We start from the raw sequence: 25,060 nt of genomic DNA, 5'->3' as shown, positions 1-25,060 counted from the left end.
CGCCCGGTGTGACCGCTGATGCTTTTGGTGTCGCACCGACCAGGGCCGGGCCGACCAGCCGGCCCGGCAGCGGCATCGACCATCCACGCATTCACCCACGGGGGACACCCATGTCCAAGCACGTCCGAGCGAGCGCGCTCGCCGCCCTCACCGTCGCCGCCCTCGCGGCGGGCACGGTCCTCACGGCACCGGCCGCCGGTGCCGCTCCGAAGGCCGCCGCACCGAAGTTCCTGTCGGCGTCCCAGCTGCCGCCGCACCCGACCTCGGCCTGGACGGCCGGCCCGGTCACCGAGGGGTTCCCGGAGGGACTCGGCTCCTGCGTGAGCACGGAGGGCGTGCCCTCCTACGACTACCGGTACCGGGAGTTCCGGACCGACCTGGACACCAGCGCCGTGCAGTTGACCGTCGTGGCGGACACAGCCGCCCTGGCCAAGGCCCTGGCGAAGCACTACGACGACCTGATCCGCACCTGCGCCGACCGCATCGAGGAGAACGACCCGGACGTCGAGGCCGAGGGCCGGGACTACGGTTCATTGCCGGTCGAGGAGGGTGCTCGCGTCCGCGGCCTGCACACCGAGACGTCCTGGGGCGCCACGGACATCTCGCTGCTGTCCGTCGGACGGGACGGCAGGACCGTCACCGTCGTGTCGTGGGGCCAGATGGGCGACTTCGGGGACGCCCCCGTCGGCGCCTTCAAGAAGACGACGACCACAGCGGTCAACAAGCTGTACTGACCGCGCCCGACGGAAAACCGGGGCCGTCCTCCCGCCACGGGGGTGGGGAGGACGGCCCCGGGCCGGTCTCGGCGGCTGTCAAGACCGTCGTACTTCGGCCAACTTCACCGCAGCGCGCGCCCTCCGGCCCGCCGCCCCGGCCCTTCACCGCGTACGCAGGGATCGGCAGCCGGCCGTCGGCCCATCGTCCGATCTCCGGCGGTCAGGATCCACCCGAGGACTCTGACCGGCTACCGTCTTGTCCCCTTCCCCTCCACCGCCGTACCGCTCGGCGACCCGCCGCCCGGACCGCCCGTCCCGTCCCGGTGGCCGAACACCCGGTCGTTGACGATTCGACATGACTGCCGCGTGCCCGTTGGGGCATGGATCCCCGTGAACGTGTTCGAGCAGGAGGGGAACCGACATCGGCGCGCGGGCGGGGGTCATGGAGAGGCAGGCACGACGAGGCGGTCCCATAGCGATCGGGGGCTTCTCGGCGAAGACGGTGGAGGACAGGACCGACGACGTCACGGAGCAGGCGCCGGCGCCGCAGTTGAGGCGCAGACTCGGGAGGGCGGACCTGCGGGCCGTCCCGGAGGCCCGCAGGGCCCTGCGGGAACTGCTCGGACAGTGGGGGAAGCACGGACAATCGGACGTCGCGGAACTGCTCACCAGCGAACTCGTCACCAACGCGATCGTCCACACCGACCACGACGCGGTCCTCACGGCCACCGTCGGACCCCGCGGACTGCGGGTGGAGGTGCGGGACTTCGTGGCCCGCAGGCCCCGGCTGCGGGTGGCGGTCCCCGACGAGGGCACGAACGGCAGGGGTCTGCTCCTGGTGCAGTCCCTCGCGGACGCCTGGGGGGTCCGGCCGCACGGAGTGGGCAAGGCCGTCTGGTTCGAGCTGGAGGCCGAGGCGGCCTGAACGCCGAAGGGGCGCGGCCCGCAGGCCACGCCCCTTCACTGTCGTTCTGCGGCTCGGCTAACCGAACTGCTGCTCAAGGTCCTTGAGCTTGCGCTCCAGGGAGTCCAGGCGCGGCAGCGCCATGGTGTCGTCCTCCGCGGTGAGGTCCACGGTCACCGGGTCAGCGCCTTTGCGTACCGGCTGAAGGGAGGGACGCGAGCGGACGGGCAGGGGCTCCGGCGCCGCTATGGCAGGCTCCGCGGAGACCTGCGAGGAGCCGCGCTCCACCTGCACCTCGAGCTGCCGTCCGCCGCCCCGGCCGAAGTGGCCGCGGTGACCGCGGCTGATCGCCTTCAGCTGGGCCCGCTCCACGCGCTGCTGGTCGCGTCGCCGCTGCCGGGTCTCTTCCTTCTTGCGCTTGTCCTCGCGCACCTCGTCGACCGCCTCGTCCAGGCTGCGCACACCCTCCAGGAGCATCAGCGACCAGGCGCGGTAGGTCTCCCGGGGGGCCCGCAGCCAGCGCACCATACGGATCTGCGGCAGCGGGCGGGGCACCAGGCCCTGCTCCCGCAGGGCGGCCCGGCGGGTCTGCTTCAGCGCGCGGTCGAAGAGGACAGCCGCCGACAGGGACATGCCCGCGAAGAAGTGGGGGGCACCCGCGTGACCGGCGCCCCGGGGCGCGTGCACCCAGTTGAACCAGGCCGCGGCGAAGGCGAACGTCCAGACCAGTATCCGGGAGCCGAGCGCCGCGTCGCCGTGGCTGGCCTCGCGCACCGCGAGGACGGAGCAGAACATCGCCGCACCGTCCAGGCCGAACGGGACGAGGTACTGCCAGCCGCCGGACAGTCCGAGGTTCTGTTCACCGAAGCCGACCAGGCCGTGGAAGGAGAGCAGGGCGGCGACGGCCGCACAGCAGAAGAGCAGGAGGTAGGAGAGGGTGCCGTAGAGGGCTTCCTTGCGTCTGCGGCGTTCCTCGCTGCGCTCCCAGGAGTCGTCCGCGCTCGTGTCCTTGACCGAGGAGCGCTTGCCGCGCGCGAGCACCGCCATCGCCGCCAGCATGCCCAGGAGAAGCACGGCGCCCGGAAGCAGCCAGTTCAGCGATATGTCGGTCAGTCTCATCTGGGTGGTCCCTTGCATTGGGATAGGGCGTAACGCCCGCCATAGTGGCCCAATCCCATCGGCCCTCAGGGGGTTTCGGGGCAAGAGGCCGCCAAGGAAGTGCAAGGGAATGCCCAGGGCGGCGTTCTGCTCGAACTGCCGCTTGAGGGGCGGGAGTTGAGTTCGAACAAGACTACCCGTACGAGTGGTTCCCCGGAAAGTTCCCGTGTCGCGTGAGGAAGGTGTGAATCGCCTGTGGGCGTGTGGGTGTCCGGTTCCGCGATGATCTTACGGGACGCCGGGAGCGATCGACCCCGCGCGTACGTCAACTGGCCGTGGCCAGCAGCCTGGTGACCCGGTCCGTGTCGCAAGTGCGCGGGCAGGTGGCGCAGGTGTCCTCCGGGCGCAGCGTGTAGAACATGCAGCAGCTCGCGCGGTCGCGGGTGAGCAGCGGCTCGCCGCCGGGGCCGGCCAGCTCCCGGAACGCGGCCGTGCCCACATACGGCTTGGTCGCGCCCGGCAGGAGCAGCTCCAGCTCGCGCATCGCGCGCCGCTCCTCGGTCTCGCCGAGCAGCTGGGCGACGTACCAGAGGCCCTCCACGATCTCGTCGGTCGCCATACCCCACAGGGCGCGGCCGCGGCGCCGCATCCGGGGGCCGAAACCGGTCAGGACCGGCTCCAGGTGCTCGGCGACCGCCGACCGCACCTCCGCCCGCAGCGCCTCCTCGTCCGGGACGACCCGGGCGCCGGGCAGTGCGGCCGCCGCGTCGCCGGGCAGGCAGGCGAAGCCGGCGGGGCGGACGACCAGGTGTCCGAGGGCGTGGCCGGGGGCGGTGCGGTCGTACGAGACGTGCGTCACGGGGTAGCGGGGGACCCGGCGGTGCAGGAACCACGGCACGGTGATCAGGAGGCAGGCGGGCCAGGCGTAGCGGTGCAGGCCGAAGCCGGCGACGACGTCGGGGCGGGCCTGCGTGCCGTAGTCCCGCTCGATCTGGTCCACGTCCCACGCCAGGAAACGGTCGAGGGCGGGGCCGGCGGCCGCGAGGTCGGCCGCCGCGGCCCAGCCGCCGCCCTGCGGCGCCCGGTCCTCGCCGGTCAGTTCGGTGACGGCGAGCCCCGGGAGAACCTCGGCCAGACGGGTGTAGGCACCGGAGACGGCCGAAAGGGGCGCGGGCATGTGATCACCGATCCGTCGGGGTGAAACGGGGCTTCTTGAAGGTAAGCCTAACCTTACTCAAGATCCGCGGAAGTTGAACGAGGATGTGTTCTGGGCGCCGGGGCGCTTATGGTGCTTGACGGACGAGTAACAACCCGCCGTAATGACCCCAAGTACCGATACGTCCGGAGGAGGACCCGTGAGGCAGGGAGCGCAGGGCTCCGCGGAAACGGGAACTCCGTGGGCGGCGGGTCCGGCCGCGCCGGGTGTGCCGGCCGGGCAGGCGCGCGTGCCCCAGCAGTCCGGGGCGGTGCGGGGGGAGCACACGCACAGTGAGCCGCCCGCGCCACGGACTCGGCCGGTGGTGCAGCGGGCCTCCGTGCGCGGGCAGATCCTGGACGCGCTGCGTGCCGCGCTGGTGGCCGGGGACCTCCGGCCGGGAGAGGTGTACTCGGCGCCGGTGCTCGGCGAGCGGTTCGGGGTCTCGGCGACGCCGGTCCGGGAGGCCATGCAGCAACTGGCCCTCGAAGGGGCCGTCGAGGTCGTGCCCAACCGTGGGTTCCGGGTGGTCGAACGGGGTGTGCGGGAACTGGCGGAACTGGCCGAGATCCGCACGCTGATCGAGGTCCCGGTGATGTTGCGGCTGGCCCGTACCGTCCCCGCCGAACGCTGGGCCGCGCTGCGCCCACTCGCCGAGGCGACGGTCCGCGCGGCGTCCTCCGGCTGCCGCGCGACCTACGCGGAGTCCGACCGGGGGTTCCACCGGGCCGTGCTGTCCCTCTCCGGCAACGAGCAACTGGTCCGGATCGCGGAGGACCTGCACCGCAGGGCCCAGTGGCCGCTGGTCGGGGGCGCACCGGGGGGCCGGGGGCGGGCCGACCTGGTGGCGGACGCGCACGAGCACACGGCCTTGCTGGACGCCCTGATCGCGCGGGACCTGGATGTCGTGCGGGCGCTGGTGGGCGAGCACTTCGCGGGGGCGGCCGCGGCGGGCGCCTGATCGCCGGTGGTGGGTCGGGGCCGCGCCGGGGGTGTCCGTCCTCGGAACGACGCGATCCGGTTGCGTACCGACTGACTCCCCGTTGACCCGCCGACCGCTGCGGGCGGACACCCCCCGACACGGCCCCTTGCGTACGACGGCGGGTGCGGGCGCGTCCCGGCCGGCGCCGCATGCGCGCGGCCCTGGCTGCGGGCATGCGTGCCGCTGGGGGGCGGCACCCGTCCCGAGGAGAGCGGCACCCGCTACGCCGGGCTGCGGACCCACCCTGCCTCAGCGCCGACGCCGAGTGCCCTGCACCGCTCAAGCCGTCGCAGCCGGCGGTACCGGCGGAGCCAACTGGCGGGACAGCCACGTCGGTACGCCCCCGAGCAGCCGGAACAACCGCCGGGCCTCCTCCCGCAGCCGGGACGCCTCCGGCTCCGTCTCGGTGTCGGCGAGGGACACCAGCGCCGGGGCCGTACCGACGAGGTAACCCAGCTCCTCCCGGATCCGCAGCGACTCCGCGAAACCGTGCCGCGCCTCCGCCAACTCCCCGTCCCGCAGGGCGAGTCCCGCGAGGTGACGCCACGTGAAGGACAGCAGCAGCGGGTCGGAGTGCGCCGTCGCCCCCGCATGGGCGCGCCGGTACGCGGCCCGCGCGGCCTGGGGCGCGCTCGTCAGGTTCTCCGCCAGGAGCCCGCGACGGAAGTCGAGCAGAGCCCGCGCCGGGGCCCCCGGAGGGACCAGCGCCGCCGCCCGCCCCAGCGCGGCCCGCGCCTCGTCGGCCCGGTCCCGCACCGCGAGCAGGGTCGCCGCGTAGGCCAAGTACCCGCGTTCACAAGCGGCCGCGCCCCGTTCGTCGTCGCTGTGGGCCATCGCCTCGGCCGTGCGCAGCGCGTCCTCGGCCTCCTCCCAGCCCTGCTCGGTGTAGAGACACCGTTCCACCAGCAACGACGCGCGTTGTAGCGCCGCCGCCGGTGTGGCCGGCAGCAGCAGGGCGGCCGCGTCGGCCCAGCACCCGCGGGAGCGCAGCCGCCATACCGCGGTCTGGAGGGGATCGTCACCGGCGGTCGTTCCGTTACCAGACATGGCGGTATGCGCCACGTTGCCCTCCCCGAGCACGCCATCGAGCTGTTGAGTGGTGGCGGCATCTCAGCACGAATCGGCGGGCCGGGCCAAGAGGGTGGGTGAAGGATTTCACAAAGTCGTGGGACCCGGGGGTGTCCCGGGTTCGCCTCCGGGACACCTCGCGTATCAGCTCATGCGCAGTGCCAGGAAGAAGTCCAGCTTGTCCTCGAGGCGCGACAGGTCACGACTCGTCAACTGCTCGATACGCCCGACCCGGTAGCGCAGCGTGTTGACGTGCAGGTGCAGACGGGCGGCGCAGCGGGTCCAGGAGCCGTCGCAGTCGAGGAAGGCCTCCAGGGTGGGGATCAGCTCGGCGCGGTGGCGGCGGTCGTAGTCGCGCAGGGGATCCAGGAGACGGGCCGTGAAGGCCCGGCGGACGTCGTCCGGGACGAACGGCAGCAGCAGGACGTGCGAGGCCAGTTCCTGGTGGCCCGCCGCGCAGACCCGGCCCGGGCGGGCCGCGGCGACGCGCCGGGCGTGGCGGGCCTCCTCCAGCGCGCCGCGCAGGCCCTCCGCCGAGTGGACGGCCGCGCTGACGCCCAGGGTGAGGCGGCCGTCGCCGTCGAGGCCCGCCGTCAGGGGGTCGCGCACCGATTGCAGGAGCGCGTCGGCGAGGACGCCCGTCTCCGAGCCGTCGTGCTCCGTCGAGACGGCCGGGAGGGGCACCAGGGCGATGGCCTCGTCGCCCGTGTGGGCCACGGCGATGCGGTCGGAGTGCTCGGGCCCGGCGGCGGCGGGGTCGACGAGGACCTCCTCCAGCAGGGCCTGCGCCACCGGGCCGCCCTCGATCTCCTCGCCGTCCCAGTCGACGCGGGCCACGACCACCTGCCAGTGCGGCGCGGCGCCCAGGCCGGGCAGCAGCACCGGCGCCGCCACGCGCAGCCGGGCGGCGATCTCGGCGGGTGCCGCGCCCGTCTGGACCAGTTCCAGGACCTCCTGGGCGAGGCGGCGGCGGACCGTGCGGGCGGCGTCGCGGCGGTCCCGTTCGACCGCGATCAGCTGGGTGACGCCGTAGAGCAGGTCCAGGCGCTCCTCCGGCCAGTCCCCGGCGTCCGCCTCGACGGCCAGCAGCCAGTCCGACAGGACGGTCTCGCGGACGTCCCGGGACGGCTGCGGGGAGCGGCCCGTGGAGCGGACCGGGAACAGGGAGTACGTGGTGGCGCCCAGGACGGCGCGGTGGGGGCCGCGGCGGCCCGTGCGGGTGGCGGCCAGGTGTTCTCCCGCGAGCCGGGCGCACGTCCCGGCCGGCAGGGCGGGGCCCGCCGCCTTCGAGCCCGCGATCAGGCGGCCGGTGGGGGAGAGGACCCAGGCGCGCAGGTCCAGGTCCGTGCCGAGCAGGTCCAGGACCACGTCCGGGCCGCCGCCCGCCGGGCCGGAGGTCATCATCCGGCGGTGGCGGTCGACGACCGCCGCGAGGTCTCCGGCGCGCTCGCCGGAGACCTGCCGCACGACGTGCTCGGTGATCGTCGCGAACGCCACCGACTCGTGCACCGCGAAGAGCGGCAGGTGGTGGCGGGCGCAGGCCACCACCAGGTCCTCGGGGACGTCCCCGAGCTCGGCCTCGCCCGCGGCGAGTGCCGTCACGCCCGCCTGCACCAGGATCCGGACGAACGGCTCCGAGTCGTCGGCGTCCCGGCGCCAGGCCAGGCCCGTGAGCACCAGTTCGCCGCCCGCGAGGTAGCGGCTGGGGTCGCGCAGGTCGGTGGTCATCACACCCCGCACGGTGCGGTCCAGCTCGTCCTCGCCGCCGAGCAGCTTGAGGCCCAGCGCGTCGGTGTCCAGCAGTGCGCGCAGCCGCATTCTCGTCGCCGCCGTTCTTTGTCTCGAAATCTATGGTGGATCGTGGAGGGGTATGCGAGGAACGCCTGTTCGGAGGGTCGGCGGGCGTTGCCCGTCGGCCCCCGGACCGTGTCCGGGTTGTGTCCCAGGTCACGCGGCTGTGTCGCGCGTTTCCACAGGAGAACGAGGAGGTTTCCGAGGACCTCCGTTCATACGAATCTACAAGATGCCTGTCCTGGCCAGCCAACTCCTTCATGGTTTCCGTGACTGACTCGCTCGGCGCAGCGCGCTGTGTACTGAGTCCATTACGCGTCAACAGCACATGAACGAGCCGGGACCGCCGCACACGGATTGGCTCAATCTGAACGCCCCACGAGAAGACGAAGAAGAGAGCCGGTCATGGACTTCCTTCGCCCCGCCAGCTGGGAGGAGGCGCTCGCCGCGAAGGCGGAGCACCCCTCGGCTGTGCCGATTGCGGGTGGCACCGACGTGATGGTCGAGATCAACTTCGACCACCGCCGGCCCGAGTACCTCCTGGACCTGAACCGCATCGGCGATCTCTCCGAGTGGGAGGTCGGTGAGGAGAGCGTGCGGCTGGGTGCCTCCGTGCCCTACACCAAGATCATGGAGAACCTGCGCACCGAGCTGCCGGGTCTCGCCCTCGCCTCGCACACGGTCGCCTCCCCGCAGATCCGCAACCGCGGCGGCGTCGGCGGCAACCTCGGCACCGCCTCCCCGGCCGGTGACGCCCACCCCGCGCTGCTCGCCGCGGGCGCCGAGGTGGAGGTCGAGTCGGTGCGCGGCACGCGCCGCATCCCCATCGACGCGTTCTACACGGGCGTGAAGCGCAACGCGCTGGAGCCCGACGAGCTGATCCGGGCCGTGCACGTGAAGAAGGCCGACGGACCGCAGCAGTTCTCCAAGGTGGGAACCAGGAACGCGATGGTGATCGCCGTGTGCGCCTTCGGACTCGCGCTGCATCCCGGGACGCGGACCGTGCGGACCGGGATCGGTTCGGCCGCCCCGACACCCGTTCGGGCCAAGGCCGCCGAGGAGTTCCTGAACGCCGCGCTGGAGGAGGGCGGCTTCTGGGACAACGGGCAGATCATCGCCCCTTCGGTCGCCAAGCAGTTCGCGGACCTGTGCTCCGCCGCCTGCAATCCGATCGACGACGTCCGGGGCACCGCGAGCTACCGCCGCCACGCGGTCGGCGTCATGGCCCGCCGCACACTGACCTGGACCTGGGAGTCCTACCGCGGCGCCCGCCGCACCACCGAGGGAGCTGCGTGATGCGTGTCAACTTCACGGTCAACGGCCGTCCGCAGGAAGCCGACGACGTGTGGGAGGGCGAGTCCCTGCTGTACGTGCTGAGGGAGCGGCTCGGGCTGCCGGGTTCGAAGAACGCCTGTGAGCAGGGCGAGTGCGGCTCGTGCACGGTCCGGCTGGACGGTGTGCCGGTGTGCTCGTGCCTGGTCGCCGCCGGGCAGGTGGAGGGCCGCGAGGTCGTCACCGTCGAGGGGCTCGCCGACTTCGCCAAGCAGCGCGCCGAGGGCGGCTGCGCGTCGGGCGCCTGCGGTACGTCGATGCAGAACGCACACCAGTGGGAAGCCAAGGGCAGCGACTCGCACACCGGCGAGGGCACCGCGCTCTCCCCGATCCAGCAGGCGTTCATCGACGCCGGCGCCGTGCAGTGCGGCTTCTGCACCCCCGGTCTGCTGGTCGCCGCCGACGAGATGCTGGAGCGCAACCCGACCCCGACCGACGCGGACATCCGCGAGGCGCTGTCGGGCAACCTGTGCCGCTGCACCGGTTACGAGAAGATCATGGACGCGGTCCGGCTCGCGGCCGCCCGGCAGGGAGAGGCGGTCTGATCATGGCTTCCCCCAGCGGAACCCCCACGAAGATCACCCAGGGATCCCGGACCAAGGGCGGCATCGGCGAGAGCACGCTGCGCCCCGACGGCACCCTCAAGGTCACCGGCGAGTTCGCGTACTCGTCCGACATGTGGCACGAGGACATGCTGTGGGGGCAGATCCTGCGCTCCACCGTCGCGCACGCCGAGATCGTGTCCATCGACACGAGCGAGGCCCTCGCCACGCCCGGCGTGTACGCCGTCCTGACCTACGACGACCTGCCCACCGACGTGAAGAACTACGGGCTGGAGATCCAGGACACCCCGGTCCTCGCCCACGGCAAGGTCCGCCATCACGGCGAGCCGGTCGCCCTGGTGGCCGCCGACCACCCGGAGACCGCGCGCCGCGCCGCCGCGAAGATCAAGGTGGACTACCGCGAGCTGCCCGTCGTCACCGACGAGGCCTCCGCCACCGCCCCGGACGCGATCCTCATCCACGAGAACCGCGACGACCACCACGCCGGCCACGTCCCGCACCCCAACATCGTGCACCGCCAGCCGATCATCCGCGGTGACGTCGCGGCGGCGCGCGAACGGGCCGACGTGATCGTCACGGGCGAGTACACCTTCGGCATGCAGGACCAGGCCTTCCTCGGCCCCGAGTCCGGCCTCGCCGTGCCCGAGGAGGACGGCGGCGTCCACCTCTACATCGCCACGCAGTGGCTGCACAGCGACCTGCGCCAGATCGCGCCGGTGCTCGGACTGCCCGAGGACAAGGTGCGGATGACGCTGGCCGGCGTCGGCGGCGCGTTCGGCGGCCGCGAGGACCTGTCGATGCAGATCCACGCCTGCCTGCTGGCCCTGCGCACCGGCAAGCCCGTCAAGATCGTCTACAACCGGTTCGAGTCCTTCTTCGGGCACGTCCACCGCCACCCCGCGAAGCTCCACTACGAGCACGGGGCCACCAAGGACGGCAAGCTCACCCACCTGAAGTGCCGGATCGTCCTGGACGGCGGCGCCTACGCCTCCGCCTCCCCGGCCGTCGTCGGCAACGCCTCCTCCCTGTCCGTCGGCCCGTACGTGGTCGAGGACGTGGACATCGAGGCCATCGCCCTCTACACCAACAACCCGCCCTGCGGCGCGATGCGCGGCTTCGGCGCGGTCCAGGCGTGCTTCGCCTACGAGGCGCAGATGGACAAGCTCGCCGCGAAGCTCGGCATGGACCCGGTGGAGTTCCGCCGGCTCAACGCCATGGAGCAGGGCACGCTCCTGCCGACGGGCCAGCCCGTCGACTCCCCGGCCCCGGTCGCCGAACTCCTGCGCCGCGTCAAGGCGATGCCGATGCCGCCGGAGCGCCAGTGGGAGTCCAGCGAGGGCGCCGACGTACGGCAGCTGCCGGGCGGCCTGTCCAACACCACGCACGGCGAGGGCGTCGTCCGCGGGGTCGGCTACGCGGTGGGCATCAAGAACGTCGGCTTCTCCGAGGGGTTCGACGACTACTCCACCGCCAAGGTCCGTCTGGAGGTCGTCGCCGGTGAGCCCGTCGCCACCGTGCACACCGCCATGGCGGAGGTCGGCCAGGGCGGCGTCACCGTCCACGCGCAGATCGCCCGCACCGAACTGGGCGTCACGCAGGTGACCATCCACCCGGCCGACACCAAGGTGGGCAGCGCCGGTTCGACGTCGGCCTCGCGGCAGACGTACGTCACCGGCGGCGCGGTGAAGAACTCCTGCGAGCTGGTCCGCGAGAAGGTCCTGGAGATCGGGCGCCGCAAGTTCGGCTCCTACCACCCGGCCTGGGCGACGGCCGAACTGCTCCTGGAGGGCGGCAAGGTCGTCACCGACGGCGGCGAGGTCCTCGGCGACCTGGCCGACGTCCTGGAGGGCGAGGCCGTCGAGGTCGAGGCGGAGTGGCGGCACCGGCCGACCGAGCCCTTCGACCTGCGCACCGGCCAGGGCAACGGGCACGTGCAGTACTCCTTCGCCGCGCACCGGGCCGTCGTCGAGGTCGACACCGAGCTCGGCCTGGTCAAGGTCATCGAGCTGGCCTGTGCCCAGGACGTCGGCAAGGCGCTCAACCCGCTGTCGGTGCTCGGCCAGATCCAGGGCGGCACCACGCAGGGCCTGGGCGTGGCGGTCATGGAGGAGATCGTCGTCGATCCGAAGACGGCGAAGGTCAAGAACCCCTCCTTCACCGACTACCTGATCCCGACCATCCTCGACACGCCGACCATCCCGGTCGACGTCCTCGAACTCGCCGACGAGCACGCCCCGTACGGGCTGCGCGGCATCGGTGAGGCACCCACCCTGTCGTCGACCCCGGCCGTCCTCGCGGCCATCCGCGACGCGACCGGGCTCGAGCTGAACCGGACTCCGGTGAGGCCCGAGCACCTGACGGGTACGCAGCTCACCGAGGGCTGAGCAGTCACGTCGACCTGGGGGGCGCCGCCCCCCGGGTCCCCAGTTCGTCTCGGGCCGTCCCCCGGGTCGTGAACATCCCAACCCCCTTTGAAACTTGGGAGACGGCACCCATGACCCAGCAATCACTGGAGCCGAGGGCCACAGCCGAGGACGCGGGTGAAGGCACCCGCGTCCCGGCCGGACGGTCCTGGCTCGACCGGTACTTCCACATATCCCACAGAGGGTCCACGGTCGCCCGTGAAGTGCGCGGCGGCATCACGACCTTCATGGCGATGGCGTACATCCTCCTGCTCAACCCCCTGATCCTGTCCGGCAAGGACGCGGCCGGGGCCACCCTCGCCCAGCCGGCCCTGATCACCGCGACCGCGTTCGCGGCGGCCTTCACCACCCTGCTGATGGGCTTCGTCGGCAAGGTGCCCCTGGCCCTCGCCGCCGGCCTGTCCGTCTCCGGGGTCCTCGCCTCCCAGGTCGCACCCGAGATGACCTGGCCGCAGGCGATGGGCATGTGCGTGATGTACGGCGTGATCATCATGCTGCTGGTCGTCACCGGCCTGCGCGAGATGATCATGAACGCGATCCCGCTCGCCCTCAAGCACGGCATCACCATGGGCATCGGCCTGTTCATCGCCCTCATCGGTTTCTACAAGTCCGGCTTCGTGCACCAGGGCAAGGCCACGCCCCTCGCGCTCGGCCCGGCGGGCGAACTGGCCGGCTGGCCCGTCCTGCTCTTCGCCGGCACCCTGCTGCTGATCTTCATGCTCCAGGCCCGGAACATCCCGGGCGCCATCCTCATCGGCATCGTCAGCGGCACGGTCGTCGCGGCGATCCTCAACGCCGCCGGCGTCGTCGACCCCAGGCAGTGGGCGGGCGGCGCGCCCGAACTGCACGGCAGCGCCGTCTCCATGCCCGACTTCACGCTCTTCGGGGACGTGCGGTTCGGCGGCTGGGGCGAGGTCGGCGCCATGACCGTCGGCATGATCGTCTTCACCCTGGTGCTCGCCGGGTTCTTCGACGCGATGGCCACCATCATCGGCGTCGGCACCGAGGCGAAGCTCGCCGACGACAAGGGCCGTATGCCGGGCCTGTCCAAGGCGCTGTTCATCGACGGGGCCGGCGGCGCGATCGGAGGCGTGTCCGGCGGCTCCGGGCAGACGGTGTTCATCGAGTCGGCGACGGGTGTCGGCGAGGGCGCCCGCACCGGGCTGGCCTCCGTGGTCACGGGCCTGTTCTTCGCGGCCTGCCTGTTCTTCACCCCGCTCACGGCGATCGTGCCGCAGGAGGTCGCGTCCGCCGCCCTCGTCGTCATCGGCGCCATGATGCTGATGAACGCCCGGCACGTGGACTGGGCCGACCGGGCCACCGCCGTCCCGGTGTTCCTCACGGTCGTGCTGATGCCGTTCACGTACACCATCACCACCGGTGTCGCCGCGGGCGTCATCTCCTACGTCGCCATCAAGACCGCGCAGGGCAAGGTGCGCGAGATCGGCGCCTTCATGTGGATCCTCACGGCGGTGTTCCTCGTCTACTTCGCCCTCAACCCGATCGAGAGCTGGCTCGGCGTCCACTGACGCCCCGCCCGCCGCAACCCCAAGGAGACCGAGACAGATGCTGGACATCGCCGAGGAGCTGAACCGGTGGGTCGAGCAGGGCCGTGACTTCGCCGTGGCCACCGTGGTGGCCGTCGGCGGCAGCGCGCCCCGCATGCCCGGTGCCGCGCTCGCGGTGGACACCGAGGGCACGGCGATCGGCTCGGTCTCCGGCGGCTGCGTGGAGGGCGCGGTCTACGAGCTGTGCGAGCAGGCGCTGCGGGACGGCGAAACCGTCCTGGAGCGCTTCGGATACAGCGACGACGACGCCTTCGCCGTGGGCCTGACCTGCGGCGGCGTCATCGACATCCTGGTCACCCCGGTACGGGCCGCCGATCCGGTCCGCCCGGTGGTCGCGTCCGCGCTCACCGCCGCCGCCCGAGGGGAGGCGGCGGCGGTCGCGCGGATCGTGTCGGGCCCGCGCGAACTGACGGGCCGGGCCCTCGTGGTCCGCCCCGACGGCTCCTTCGACGGCGGTTTCGGCGCCCATCCGGAGCTGGACCGCACGGTCGCCGCCGAGGCCGGCGCCTTCCTGGACGCCGGCCGCACGGGCACTCTGGAGATCGGTGAGCAGGGCTCCCGCTGCGGAGTGCCCCTCACCGTTCTGGTCGAGTCGTCGGTCCCCGCACCCCGCATGATCGTCTTCGGGGCGATCGACTTCGCCTCCGCCCTGGTCCGCATGGGCAGGTTCCTCGGCTACCACGTCACCGTGTGCGACGCGCGCCCCGTCTTCGCGACCCGGACGCGCTTCCCCGACGCCGACGAGATCGTCGTCGACTGGCCCCACCGCTACCTGGAGCGCACGGACGTCGACGCGCGGACGGTGCTGTGCGTACTCACCCACGACGCCAAGTTCGACGTCCCCCTGCTGAAGCTGGCGCTGCGCCTGCCGGTGGCGTACGTCGGTGCCATGGGCTCCCGGCGCACCCACCTGGACCGCAACGCCCGGCTGCGTGACGTGGGCGTCACCGAGCTGGAACTGAGCAGGCTGCACTCGCCGATCGGCCTGGATCTCGGGGCCCGCACCCCCGAGGAGACGGCCCTGTCGATCGCTTCGGAGATCGTCGCCGGCCGGCGGGGCGGCAGCGGCGTCTCCCTGACCGGGGCGCACACGCCGATCCACCACGAGCCGGAGTCGACGAAGGTGGGGCGGATCGGCTCGGTGGCCTGAGGGCCCGCAGGGTGACGCCGCTCGGGCCCCGTCCCGCGGCCGGTCCGTCAGGGCTGTCTGAGCAGGCGGTTCAGGGCTCGCCCGAACACGTACCGCGAGGCATGCCGCACCACACCGTCGAAGAGCGACGGCAGGAACCGGACCCGGATCTCCTCCCGCCAGATCACCCGCGTACGGCCCCCCGGGCCGGGCCGCACTTCGAGTTCGGCCCATCCCAGCACCACCCGGCCCCGCTTCTCCAGCCGGCACATCCCCGCTGCCCCGCCCTCGGGCGGCCGCCACACCGTGACCTCCATCGGATCGTTGAAGACCAGCGGCCCGGCGCCCGAGCGGGCCACGACGAGGGTGCCCTCGCGCGTCGGCCCGGGCGGCACCACCCGGACCACCGTCAGCGGCACCGCCGCACCGTGCCGCGGCCACCGCGTGATCCGCCGCCACGCCTCGTCGAGGGGGAGCGGGACGGTGCGTTCGAGCAGGAAGTTCGCCACTCCCCGATCGTAGAGAACCCGTGGAGGGTTATCGGTACACCTTCCCCGGCTCCGCCTTCCCCGGTGCCAGCAGCTGGGGCACCGTGACGAACACGAAGCCGCGTTCCTTCAGGGCGTCGATGATCCCCGGTACGGCCGGCACCGTGCCGTCGTAGAGGTCGTGCAGGAGGATGATCCCGTCGCGTGAGGACTGGGCGAGGACGCGGCGGGTGATCAGATCGGAGTCCGTCGTCCGGTAATCCTTCGCCGTCACGCTCCACAGCACCTCGGACAGGCCCAGTTCACGGCAGATGGCGTGCACGGTGTCGTCGGTGCGGCCCTGCGGCGGGCGCATCAGGGTGGGGCGCCGGCCGGTGAGGCGTTCTATCTCCTCGTTGGGGCGTTCCAGTTCCTCGCGTATCTCCTCGGGCCCGAGCCGGGTCAGGATCTTGTGGTCCCAGGTGTGGCTGGCCACCTCGTGGCCCTCGTCGGCCATCCGCCGCACCAGCTCCGGGTACCTCTCGATGTGCCGCTTGCCCAGGAGGAAGAAGGTCGCCGGGACCTGCTTCTCCTTCAGGATGTCCAGCAGCCGCGCGGAGTGCTCGCTCGGCCCGGCGTCGAAGGTGAGTGCGATGCACTTGACCTCGCGGCAGTCGACGGCACCGAAACGGGCCGCCTGCATGTCCGTGGCCGGGCGGGCCCGGGCGGCACTGGGAGCCGTGGTGTCGGCCCCCGTGCAGCCGCTCAGGGCGAGGGTGAGGGCGGCGGTCGCCGCGAGCGTTCCTGCCGTTCGGAACGCGATCCCCGTTTTCTTCATCTTCCTGGTCAGAGAAGGCATGCCGGGACTATATATCGCGTGTATACGCGCGGTTTATAGTCACCGAGGCGTGCCCCCGACGGCCTGACCTGGTGTTTGAGGGAGCCGTACCGCGGCACCCGCCAGCACCGTGGTCCGCGCACACCGCCGGAGGGAGGCCCGCCCGCATGACCTCGTACGCCGTCGTGATCCCCACCCTCGTACCGGACACCCTCGCCGACTGTCTCGCCGCCCTCGCCGCCGCGACCGGGCCGCGCCCCGAGGAGATCGTCCTCGTCGACGACCGCACCGACCCCGAACCCGGTCCGCTCCAGCACCCGTTGAGCGTCCTCGGCGACCTGCGGGAGCGGACCACCGTGCTGGGTGGCGGCGGTCGTGGGCCCGCCGCCGCCCGCAACACCGGGCTGCGTGCCGTGCGCGCGCCGTGGACCGTGTTCCTCGACGACGACGTCCAGGTCGGGGCCCGCTGGTGCGAGCAGCTGGCCGAGGACCTCGCCGAGGCGTCCCCCGACACCGCGGGAGTCCAGGGCGTCCTCGCCGTGCCGCTGCCCGGCGAACGCCGCCCCACCGACTGGGAACGCGGCACCGCCGGACTCGCCAGGGCCCACTGGGTCACCGCCGACATGGCCTACCGCACGGAGGTCCTCAAGCAGGTCGGCGGCTTCGACGAACGCTTCCGGCGCGCCTTTCGCGAGGACGCCGACCTCGCGCTGCGCGTCCTCGACTCGGGCCGGCGCATCCGGCAGGGCCGCCGCACCACCCGCCACCCCGTGGGCTCCGCCTCCCGCTGGGCGTCCGTGCGCCAGCAGCGCGGTAACGCCGACGACGCCCTCATGCGGCATCTGCACGGCCCCGACTGGTGGCACAAGGCCGTAGCCCCGCGCGGCCGGATCCGCACCCACGCGGCCATCACGACCGCGGGGATCGCCGCGTGCGCCCTCGCCGCCACCGGGCACGGCCGGGCCGCGACGGCCTGCGCCCTCGGCTGGGCGGCCGGCACCGCGGAGTTCGCCCGCGCCCGGATCGCCCCCGGCCCGCGCACCCGCCACGAGGTGACGACGATGCTCGCCACCAGCGTGCTCATCCCGCCCACCGCGACCTGGCACCGGCTGGCAGGTGCCTGGCGCCACCGTCACACCCCCGCCTGGCAGGAGGAGGCCACCCCGTGAGCCCGGTCAAAGCCGTGCTGTTCGACCGCGACGGCACGCTCGTCGAGGACGTCCCCCACAACGCCGACCCCGACCGCGTACGCCCCGTGGAGGGCGCCCGCGAGGCGCTCGCCCTGCTGCGCGAGCACGGCATCCGCACCGGCGTCGTCACCGACCAGCCAGGCGTCGCCCGCGGGCTGCTCACCGACGCCGACGTCCGTCGCGTCAACCACCGCGTCGACGAACTCCTCGGCCCCTTCGACGTGTTCGCGGTCTGCTCGCACGGCCCCGACGACGGTTGCGGCTGCCGCAGGCCGCAGCCCGGCATGCTGCTCTGGGCGGGCGGGCGGATCTGCACCGGACCCGCCGAACTCGTCGTCGTCGGCGCGACCGCCACCGACACGGAGGCCGCGCGCCGGGCGGGCGCCCACGGCATCCTCGTCCCGAACGGGCGCACCCGCCCCGAGGAGACCACGCGGGCCGACCACGTCGCGCCGGACCTGCTCACCGCCGTCCGCGCGGTGCTGGACGGACCGCCGAAAGGCCGCGTCCTCGTCGACGAACGCCCCATCCAGGAGGCGTTCACGGCCGGCCCCGGACCCGACGGGCACCGGTGACGGCTCGCACACCCGAGGCCGTCACCCTCACCGACCCGGCCGCGGTGCTGCCGGGCGGCACCCGATGGGCGGGCCTGCGGCGGCGAACCCGGCACACGCGCGGCAGGCTGCTGTCATGACCCCGGACCGGACAGCGCAGCCCGCCCGCCCCCGCCTCCTCGTCCTGCGCGCCCTCGGACTCGGTGACCTCCTGGCCGGCGTCCCCGCGCTGCGCGCCCTGCGGCGGGCCCATCCGGGGCACGAACTCGTGCTCGCGGCGCCCGCCGAACTCGCCCCGGTGGCGGCGGCGACCGGGGCCGTCGACCGGCTGCTGCCCGCCTCCGCCCCCGGCCGGGCCGTCCCGCGCACCCTCGACTGGACCGGCCCGCCCCCGGACATCGCCGTCGACCTGCACGGCAACGGCCCGCCCAGCCACCGCCTGCTCCTCGCCCTGCGCCCGCTGAAGCTGCTCGCCTTCGCCCACCCCGACCTGCCCGGGATCGACGGCCCGCCCTGGTACGCGGAGGAACACGAACGCGACCGCTGGTGCCGGCTGCTGCGGGCATACGGCATCGAAGCCGACCCGGGCGATCTGCTGCTGCCCCGCCCGCAGGCCGCGTCCCCGGCGCCCGGTGCGGTCGTCCTGCACCCCGGCGCGGGGTCACCCGCGCGCTGCTGGCCCGTGGAGCGGTACGCGGTCGTCGCGGCGGGACTGCGCGCCCGGGGCCTGCGGGTCGTGGTGACCGGCGGCGCGGCCGAGGGCGACCTGGTGGCCCGGCTCGCCAAGGAGGCGCGCCTGCCCGACACCGACGTGTTCGGCGGCGGCCTCCCCTTCGACCGGTTGTCCGCCCTCGTGGCGGGCGCCCACGTCGTGATCAGCGGCGACACCGGTGTCGCCCACCTCGCGGTCGCCCACGCCACGCGTTCGGTCACCCTGTTCGGGCCGGTCGCCCCCAGCCGCTGGGGCCCGCCGTCCGATCCGCGTCACCGCGCCCTGTGGTACGGCCCGGAGGGCGACCCGCACGGCCGCCGGCCCGACCCGGCGCTCCTGCGCATCACCCCCGACGACGTCCTGCACGCCGTGGACGAACTGCCCGGCGCCGCGCGGCCGTAGCGGGAAGGACCGCGTTCAGCTGCCGCACCACCGGCACATCAGCCGGAACGCGGCGAACAGCGTCAGGGGCCACAGCGCGGCGAACGCCCAGATCACACCCGGCTCGGACGTGACGATCCCGGCCACCATCAGCCCGACCGACACCGCGAGCAGGACCGCCACGGTCCAGCCGCGGGGGCGGTAGGAGGCCAGACGGGCCAGGACGCGGGCGGGGTCGGGGCGGCGGCTCACTCGGTGGGTGCGCAACCTGCGAGCCAGGCGACGGTCGCGGCGCAGGGCCCGTTCCATCTCGTCGAGGATGCGCTGCTCGTTCTCGGGAAGTCGGCCGATGGACACGCTCTCTCCTTCCGGGCGGCCGGACCGTCTCTCCTCCCGGGGGGACGTGCGGCGGGGGAAGTACAGCGGGGGACGTACAAGCGGGTGCCCCGTGGTGCCCTCGGGCTAACCGGGCACCGGCCGTGCCAGCGCCTCGACGAGCCGGTCCGCGCTGTCCGGCACGGTGCCCTCGCGGAACCCGTCGCGGATCTGCCGGGCGGTCACCCGGCCCCCGGTCAGGCACCAGTCCCACCAGCGGTCCAGCTGCCGCACGCCCAGCCGCTCCGCGGGCACCAGCGCGGGCCAGCCGCACGCACGGGCCTGCGCGGTCAGCTTGGCGCCACCGGCGACCGGGTCGACGGCCAGCACCGGCGTGCCGACGCGCAGCGCGATCACCAGACCGTGCAGCCGGTCCGTGACGACGAGGTCCAGCCGGGCCAGCACGGACTGCAATTGCGCGGGCGTCGCGCTCAGATGCCAGTCGTGCGTGTCCAGCCGGGTCTCCAGCTCCAGCCGGCCGCAGTCCTTCGCGGCCAGCCAGCGCGTCACCTCCTCGGCGACCTGCCCGTGCCGCCGCAGATGCCCGTACTCGGGCTGCCCGTGGGCGAGGATCACCCCGACGACGGGCCGTGCCGGTACGTCCGGGGCGCGCGCCGCGAGGTCCTCCACCGGCTCGCTGTCCGGTCCGTCCCGGGGCAGCACCCGGTGGAAGCCGGTCACGGCCGCGCTGGCGGGGTCGATCACCGAGGTGCCGACGGCGATCCGCACGCAGTGCGCGAACCGCCGGTGCAGCTCCTCGATCTGCGGCCCGTGCAGCGGGCCGCACACGAACACCAGATGGGTGTAGTCCTCGGGCCACAACCGGTCCAGGTGCAGCGCCTCCGGGCGGAAGCGGGGACTCCAGGCCACGTCGTAGGCAATGCCCGTGCCCCGCAGCACGTCCTCCACCCGGCGCAGGGCCAGTACGTCCCCGGCGGTCGCCTCCCTGTCCCGGAAGCTGAACCACCCGGTGAGCAGCACCCTGCGCGGTCGCTTGCGCTCTTGTGTGTGCACATGCCCTGAGTGCCCGCCCGGCGAGAAGGCAATCAGGGCATTACGCTCATATGCCGCGCCGTCACTGGGCGTAGAAGGTGGCGTCCGCCCGGTCGGTGGAGGTGCTCACCGCCTGTACGTTCAGCAGGTACTCCCAGTGGCGGACGTAACGCCCCGGGTAGTTGTACGACTCGTAGGACACGCCCGCGGGGTCGGCGAGTCCGGCGCGCTGGTGGAAGGTCGCGTCGGACGCGAACCCGGCGCTGCCGTCGTACTTCTCCAGCCACACCTCGAAGTTCTCGTGCCGCAGGTAGTAGCCGGGGAAGTTGGCCGACTCCAGCGAGACGGTGCCGCTGCCCGCGAGACCCGGCACGACCCGGAACTGCGAGTCGGCGAGCTTGCCGACGTTCGCCTCGATCCTGGCCCGGTAGTCGTAGTGCCGGACGAACCGGTCCGGGAAGTTGTACGAGGAGAAGCGCTGCGGGGAGACCCCGTCGGCCACCGGGATGCCGAAGTTCGGGGTGCCGTCGGCGTTCCAGTAGACCTTCTGCACGCGGGTGCGGCGGTTGGGGTCGTTGAGGGGGTCGCCGCTGATGTCCTTGTAACTGCGGTCGTGGTACACGAGGACGTCGCTCCTGCCGTCCTCGGACACGGTGAAGGAGTTGTGGCCCGGCCCGTACTGGCTGGTCGCGGCGCTGCTGGTGAACACCGGGGTGGGGCTCTTGCTCCAGGACGCACGGCTGAGCAGGTCGGCGCTCGCGGAGGCGGTGAGCATGCCCAGGCAGTAGTTGGCGTCGGTGGCGCTCGCGGAGTACGTCATGAACACCTTGCCGCCGTGCTGGATCACGGCCGGACCCTCGTTGACCTTGTATCCGACGGTCTCCCACGCGTAGGTGGGCCGCGACAGCATCACCGGAGTGCCGGTGATCGTCCAGGGGTTGGCCATCTTCGCGAGGTAGACGTCGGTGTTGTTGTTCACCGACGGGTCGCGCTGCGCCCAGGCCAGGTAGCGCACGCCGCCCACGACGAAGGTGGTGGCGTCCAGGGAGAAGCTCTCCCACTGGGTCCTGATCTGCCCCTTCTCCGTCCAGGAGGCGGTGAGCGGGTTGGCGCCGGTGCCCTCCAGGACGTACATCCGGATCGCCCAGACGTCGTTGGTGGCGCCGGCGGCGAAGTAGACGTACCACTTGCCGTCGATGAAGTGGATCTCCGGCGCCCAGATGTGGGCGCCCATCACGCCGCTGGTGTGCTTGGTCCAGATGGTGGTCTCGGGTGCTGTCTTCAACCCCTGGATGGTGGTCGCGCGGCGCAGCACGATGCGGTCGTACTCGGGGACGGTCGCGGTGAAGTAGTAGTAGCCGTCGGTGTGTTTGACGATGTGCGGGTCGGCCCGCTTCTCCGCGATCGGGTTGGTGTACGTGACGGCGGGGGAGTCGGGCACGGCGGCCTGGGCGGGCGCGCCCGCGAGGCAGGCCGCGAGGGCGACCAGGACGGCCAGGAGCAGCCGTACGGCTCTAGGTCTCAAGGGGGTTCTCCGGGGGATCGGGGGAGGGGGGACGAGTCACGCTGTCCGTGATATCGAACACGGTTCGTGAATTCGGCCATGAAGTCGGTCAGAAGATAGGTGGGGCTCCCACCCCCGTCAACGGTTCGGACAATCATGGACAGCGGACGCGGACAGCAGGTCCTCGCGCTGCCGTTCTCCGAACCCGGTTCCGTGACCGCCCGGGCCGGGCCGGCGGCTTCGCACGGCCGTAGGCTGGACGCATGTCCCGTACGGCTGCCGAGCCGCCCGTCGCGCTCACGGTCCGGCCCTCTGCGCCGGCGCTCGTGCCGTTGATCGGCGCGATGGGCTACACCGAGGGGCGGTTCGCGCACTCCGCCGAGCTGGCCCTGCCGACCGGCGGGGCGCAACTGCTGGTGAACCTCGACGGGGACGCCCTGTCCTCGTCCCCGTTGCGGGGCGCGGACCGGCGTACCGGGGGCGCTGCCCTGCAAGGGCCGTACGCCGAGCCGGCCGTGATCGACCCGGCGCAGCAACGGGCCGTCCTGTGGGTGGCGTTCCGGCCCGCGGGCGCCCGGCCCTTCCTCCGCGCCCCGGTCTCGGAGGTCCGTGACGAGCTCGCCGGCCTCGGTGAACTGTGGGGAACGGACGGTGCGGTGCTGCGCGAGCGGCTGCTCGACGCCGTGACGGCCGGTGGCCCACGGGCCGGACTGAAGGTGCTGGAGACGGCCCTGCTGGGCCGGGCGGTACGCCCGTTGGAGCCCGACCCGGCGGTCCGTCACGCCGCTGCCCTGCTCGATCGCGGCACACCCGTGGGCGAGGTCGCCGACCGGCTCGGCTGGACCACCGGACGGCTGGCCCGCACCTGCGCCGAACACCTGGGCCTGACGCCCAAGCGATATGCGCGCATCCGGCGCTTCCAGCGGCTGCTGGGCCGTGTGAACGCCGGGCACGGGGCCCCCGACTGGGCGGTCCTCGCCGTGGACTGCGGCTACCACGACCAGGCGCACCTCATCCACGAGTTCCGCGCGTTCGCCGGCATCACCCCTACCGCGTACGCGCCGCGCTCGCCGCACGAACGCAACCACGTTCCGCTCGGCGGATGACGGACTGCGCCCGGTCGGCGGTTTTCTACAATCCACACCGCCCGGCACCCGCGATCGTGAAGGCATGACGAACACCACCGGCACACCCGCCGTCACCCGCCTCTACGCACGGCTCGTGGTCTCCGACGCGGCCCGGGCGATCGACTTCTACCGGGACGCGCTCGGCGCCGAGGAGACCGAGCGCTACACCGCCCCCGACGGGAAGATCGTGCACGCCGTGCTGCGTCTCGGCGGCACGCAGATCGCGGTCAAGGACGAGGACGCCGGTGACCCGGCTCCCCCGTCCCTCGGCGGCAGCCCGGTGATCATGGCGCTCGACGTGTCCGACGCGGACGCCGTCGCCGAGGCCATGCTGCGGTGCGGGGCGACGGTGGTGTACCCCGTCGCCGACCAGCACTACGGGCAGCGCGGGGGCCGCCTCGCCGACCCGTTCGGGCATCTCTGGATGATCTCCCGGACCATCGAGGACCTGACGCCGGAGCAGATCCAGGAACGTACGACAGGCCTGTTCACGTCCTGAAGCGCAGGTGGGGCACCGGTCAGTGCGTCCGCACGACCGGTTCCTCCACCGAGGAGGTGTCGGCCACCTTGCCGCCCGGGTGCCGCAGGGCGCACAGGAAACCGATGCCCAGGGCGATGGCCATGCCGTAGAACACCCACTGGTTGGCCTCGGCGAAGTCCATGCGGATCGCGGACATCGACTCCCGGGCCGCCTCGGCGGCGGGGCCGGTGCCGGTGGGCGGCCGGGCGTCGCCGCTGCCGGTGATCGACTCGGTGACGTCGCGGGCCACGGTGTTCGCGTCGGCGGCGGACATGCCCCGGGACGTCAGGGTGCCCACCACGTTGTCGGTCGTGACGTGGGTCAGGATCGTGCCGTAGACGGCCAGGCCCACGCTCGCCGCGTAGTTGCGCACGGTCTGGGTGATGCCGGTGACCTCGCCGTACGAGGCGCCGATGGCCCGGTTGACGGCGTCCGTGGAGGCCGGCGCCAGGACGAAACCGATACCGGCCCCGGCGAGGGCGGCGTAGGGCCACTGGTCGTGCATGGACAGGTCGGTGAGCTTGCCCGCCCACAGGGCGAAACCGACACAGCCCACGGCCGTGCCCAGCTTCAGGGCCGGACGCGCACCCCTCTTGTCGAGGATCCGGCCGCCCCACTGCGAGGCGATGGCGAAACCGACGAAGAAGTACAGCAGGAACAGGGCCGCCTGGTTCGGCGAGGCGCTCAGGGACACCTGGGCGTACACGGACGTGAAGAAGAACAACGGGACGAAGGCGAGCATCGAGAAGAACAGCACCGCCGCGTCCACGGTGAACGCCTTGTCCCGGAAGACCCGCAGGTCGATCAGCGGATGTTCCACCCGCCGCTCGAAGCGGACGAACCCGGCGAGGATCGCGAGGCCGCCCGCGATGCACACCCAGGTCGCCCAGCTGTCCCAGCCCCAGGACCAGGCCTGCTGGAAGCCGAGGACGCTCAGGCCCATGCCGGCCGCGATCAGCACGGCGCCCGGGATGTCCAGGGTGCCGGACCGCCGCCGGTCGGGGATGTGCGCCAGGGCCGTGAGGACCAGCGCCACGATCGCCACGGGCACGTTCACCCAGAACACGGCGCGCCACGTCCAGTTGGTCAGCCAGCCGCCCAGCAGCGGGCCGACGGCGGTCAGCGCGCCGGTGACCCCGAAGAACAGGGCGAGGGCGCGGCCCCGCCGCTCGACCGGGAACACCGCCACCACCACGGCCAGGGCCGCCGGGAAGAGCAGAGCCGCCCCGAGCCCCTGCGTGCCGCGGAAGACGATCAGCCAGGTCTGTGCGGCGCCGCCCTCGGGGACACAGCCGCACAGCACCGACGACACGACGAACACCAGCGTGCCGATCACGACGATCCGGCGCGGCCCGTAGAGGTCCGCGAGCCGGCCGCCCAGGGCGAAGAACGCGGCGAGGGCCAGCAGGTAGGCGTTGACCACCCACTGCATGCCGGAGGACGACAGACCCAGTTCGCGGACGATGTCCGGGGCCGCGATCGAGACGATGGTCTGGTCGATGAAGGTCATGGCGACGGCGAACATCATCGCCGCCAGCGCGAGGGACTGCTGCGGTGCGGATCGGGAGGGGGTCGCGGCTTCGCCGCGCCCCGGGCGCGTGCTGCTCACGCCCTCAGTTTGCGCCCGGCC

The 25,060-nt window shown here is 72.8% G+C and carries 23 protein-coding genes; 13 read left to right on the top strand and 10 right to left on the bottom strand.

Annotation, left to right across the window (positions count from 1 at the left end; genetic code table 11):
• Window positions 1–110: 110 nt before the first annotated feature.
• Together ACFY9E_RS05325 and ACFY9E_RS05320 are read left to right on the top strand one after the other, a co-directional pair.
• The gene (locus ACFY9E_RS05325; protein WP_390979481.1) at window positions 111–734 is read left to right on the top strand and encodes a hypothetical protein; all 624 of its coding nucleotides are present in this window, start codon (window positions 111–113) and stop codon (window positions 732–734) included.
• A gap of 424 nt (window positions 735–1,158) precedes the next feature.
• Window positions 1,159–1,641: an ATP-binding protein gene (locus ACFY9E_RS05320; protein ID WP_390979479.1), complete on the top strand. Its 483-nt coding sequence runs from the start codon at window positions 1,159–1,161 to the stop codon at window positions 1,639–1,641.
• A gap of 57 nt (window positions 1,642–1,698) precedes the next feature.
• On the opposite strand, the gene ACFY9E_RS05315 is transcribed toward ACFY9E_RS05320, so the two are convergent.
• Window positions 1,699–2,739, bottom strand: a complete 1,041-nt coding sequence (locus tag ACFY9E_RS05315; protein ID WP_390979477.1) for a DUF2637 domain-containing protein — start codon at window positions 2,737–2,739, stop codon at window positions 1,699–1,701.
• Between the two features lie 304 nt (window positions 2,740–3,043).
• The gene (locus tag ACFY9E_RS05310; RefSeq protein WP_390979475.1) at window positions 3,044–3,895 is read right to left on the bottom strand and encodes a (2Fe-2S)-binding protein; all 852 of its coding nucleotides are present in this window, start codon (window positions 3,893–3,895) and stop codon (window positions 3,044–3,046) included.
• Window positions 3,896–4,073: 178 nt separating this feature from the next.
• On the opposite strand from ACFY9E_RS05310, the gene ACFY9E_RS05305 reads away from it, so the two are divergent.
• The gene (locus tag ACFY9E_RS05305; protein ID WP_390979473.1) at window positions 4,074–4,874 is read left to right on the top strand and encodes an FCD domain-containing protein; all 801 of its coding nucleotides are present in this window, start codon (window positions 4,074–4,076) and stop codon (window positions 4,872–4,874) included.
• A 300-nt stretch (window positions 4,875–5,174) separates the two neighbouring features.
• On the opposite strand, the gene ACFY9E_RS05300 is transcribed toward ACFY9E_RS05305, so the two are convergent.
• Window positions 5,175–5,942 (bottom strand): hypothetical protein, encoded by a 768-nt coding sequence (locus ACFY9E_RS05300; protein ID WP_390979471.1) that lies wholly within the window; start codon window positions 5,940–5,942, stop codon window positions 5,175–5,177.
• Window positions 5,943–6,107: 165 nt separating this feature from the next.
• Window positions 6,108–7,781: a PucR family transcriptional regulator ligand-binding domain-containing protein gene (locus tag ACFY9E_RS05295; protein WP_390979469.1), complete on the bottom strand. Its 1,674-nt coding sequence runs from the start codon at window positions 7,779–7,781 to the stop codon at window positions 6,108–6,110.
• Window positions 7,782–8,159: 378 nt separating this feature from the next.
• Between ACFY9E_RS05295 and ACFY9E_RS05290 the strand changes: the two genes are divergently transcribed.
• The 5 genes from ACFY9E_RS05290 to ACFY9E_RS05270 all read left to right on the top strand — a co-directional run bounded on the left by ACFY9E_RS05290 (window position 8,160) and on the right by ACFY9E_RS05270 (window position 14,790).
• Window positions 8,160–9,050 (top strand): FAD binding domain-containing protein, encoded by an 891-nt coding sequence (locus ACFY9E_RS05290; protein ID WP_390979467.1) that lies wholly within the window; start codon window positions 8,160–8,162, stop codon window positions 9,048–9,050.
• Entirely contained in the window at window positions 9,050–9,631 is a 582-nt protein-coding gene (locus tag ACFY9E_RS05285; RefSeq protein ID WP_390979465.1) for a 2Fe-2S iron-sulfur cluster-binding protein, read from the top strand. The genes ACFY9E_RS05290 and ACFY9E_RS05285 overlap by 1 nt, the downstream gene beginning before the upstream one ends.
• A 2-nt stretch (window positions 9,632–9,633) precedes the next feature.
• On the top strand, window positions 9,634–12,033 hold the full coding sequence (locus ACFY9E_RS05280; RefSeq protein ID WP_390979463.1) for a molybdopterin cofactor-binding domain-containing protein: 2,400 nt from the start codon (window positions 9,634–9,636) through the stop codon (window positions 12,031–12,033).
• Window positions 12,034–12,143: 110 nt separating this feature from the next.
• Window positions 12,144–13,601: a solute carrier family 23 protein gene (locus tag ACFY9E_RS05275; protein ID WP_390979461.1), complete on the top strand. Its 1,458-nt coding sequence runs from the start codon at window positions 12,144–12,146 to the stop codon at window positions 13,599–13,601.
• A 37-nt stretch (window positions 13,602–13,638) separates the two neighbouring features.
• Window positions 13,639–14,790 carry an XdhC family protein gene (locus ACFY9E_RS05270; RefSeq protein ID WP_390979460.1) on the top strand — a complete coding sequence of 384 codons (1,152 nt, stop codon included), beginning with the start codon at window positions 13,639–13,641 and terminating at the stop codon, window positions 14,788–14,790.
• A gap of 47 nt (window positions 14,791–14,837) precedes the next feature.
• Here ACFY9E_RS05270 and ACFY9E_RS05265 read toward each other — a convergent pair whose 3' ends face one another.
• A complete protein-coding gene (locus ACFY9E_RS05265; RefSeq protein ID WP_390979458.1) occupies window positions 14,838–15,278 on the bottom strand; it encodes an SRPBCC family protein in 441 nt (146 codons plus the stop codon).
• Window positions 15,279–15,306: 28 nt separating this feature from the next.
• Window positions 15,307–16,095 carry a polysaccharide deacetylase family protein gene (locus tag ACFY9E_RS05260; protein WP_390979456.1) on the bottom strand — a complete coding sequence of 263 codons (789 nt, stop codon included), beginning with the start codon at window positions 16,093–16,095 and terminating at the stop codon, window positions 15,307–15,309.
• A 146-nt stretch (window positions 16,096–16,241) separates the two neighbouring features.
• Between ACFY9E_RS05260 and ACFY9E_RS05255 the strand changes: the two genes are divergently transcribed.
• The 3 genes from ACFY9E_RS05255 (at window position 16,242) to ACFY9E_RS05245 (ending at window position 18,932) form a co-directional block, all read left to right on the top strand.
• Window positions 16,242–17,243 (top strand): glycosyltransferase, encoded by a 1,002-nt coding sequence (locus tag ACFY9E_RS05255; protein ID WP_390979454.1) that lies wholly within the window; start codon window positions 16,242–16,244, stop codon window positions 17,241–17,243.
• Window positions 17,240–17,839: an HAD-IIIA family hydrolase gene (locus tag ACFY9E_RS05250; RefSeq protein WP_390979452.1), complete on the top strand. Its 600-nt coding sequence runs from the start codon at window positions 17,240–17,242 to the stop codon at window positions 17,837–17,839. Before ACFY9E_RS05255 ends, ACFY9E_RS05250 begins: the two co-directional genes overlap by 4 nt.
• A gap of 115 nt (window positions 17,840–17,954) precedes the next feature.
• Entirely contained in the window at window positions 17,955–18,932 is a 978-nt protein-coding gene (locus ACFY9E_RS05245) for a glycosyltransferase family 9 protein (RefSeq protein ID WP_390979450.1), read from the top strand.
• 15 nt (window positions 18,933–18,947) lie between these two features.
• On the opposite strand, the gene ACFY9E_RS05240 is transcribed toward ACFY9E_RS05245, so the two are convergent.
• From ACFY9E_RS05240 to ACFY9E_RS05230, 3 genes are all read right to left on the bottom strand, one after another.
• Complete coding sequence (locus tag ACFY9E_RS05240; protein WP_390979448.1) at window positions 18,948–19,268, bottom strand: DUF3040 domain-containing protein; 321 nt, start codon at window positions 19,266–19,268, stop codon at window positions 18,948–18,950.
• Window positions 19,269–19,373: 105 nt separating this feature from the next.
• A complete protein-coding gene (locus ACFY9E_RS05235; RefSeq protein WP_390979446.1) occupies window positions 19,374–20,300 on the bottom strand; it encodes a polysaccharide pyruvyl transferase family protein in 927 nt (308 codons plus the stop codon).
• Between the two features lie 61 nt (window positions 20,301–20,361).
• Window positions 20,362–21,804: a family 43 glycosylhydrolase gene (locus ACFY9E_RS05230; protein ID WP_390979444.1), complete on the bottom strand. Its 1,443-nt coding sequence runs from the start codon at window positions 21,802–21,804 to the stop codon at window positions 20,362–20,364.
• 242 nt (window positions 21,805–22,046) lie between these two features.
• Here ACFY9E_RS05230 and ACFY9E_RS05225 point away from each other — a divergent pair, with 242 nt between their 5' ends.
• Window positions 22,047–22,889, top strand: a complete 843-nt coding sequence (locus ACFY9E_RS05225) for a helix-turn-helix domain-containing protein (protein ID WP_390979442.1) — start codon at window positions 22,047–22,049, stop codon at window positions 22,887–22,889.
• Between the two features lie 64 nt (window positions 22,890–22,953).
• Window positions 22,954–23,409, top strand: a complete 456-nt coding sequence (locus tag ACFY9E_RS05220; protein WP_390979440.1) for a VOC family protein — start codon at window positions 22,954–22,956, stop codon at window positions 23,407–23,409.
• A 19-nt stretch (window positions 23,410–23,428) separates the two neighbouring features.
• Here the strand turns inward: ACFY9E_RS05220 and ACFY9E_RS05215 are convergent, their stop codons facing one another.
• Complete coding sequence (locus ACFY9E_RS05215) at window positions 23,429–24,958, bottom strand: MFS transporter (RefSeq protein ID WP_390980311.1); 1,530 nt, start codon at window positions 24,956–24,958, stop codon at window positions 23,429–23,431.
• Between the last annotated feature and the right edge of the window lie 102 nt (window positions 24,959–25,060).

This window comes from Streptomyces sp. NPDC012466, assembly GCF_042955215.1.
In the GTDB taxonomy this organism is placed as follows: domain Bacteria; phylum Actinomycetota; class Actinomycetes; order Streptomycetales; family Streptomycetaceae; genus Streptomyces.
This window is presented reverse-complemented; position numbering and strand designations above follow the sequence as displayed.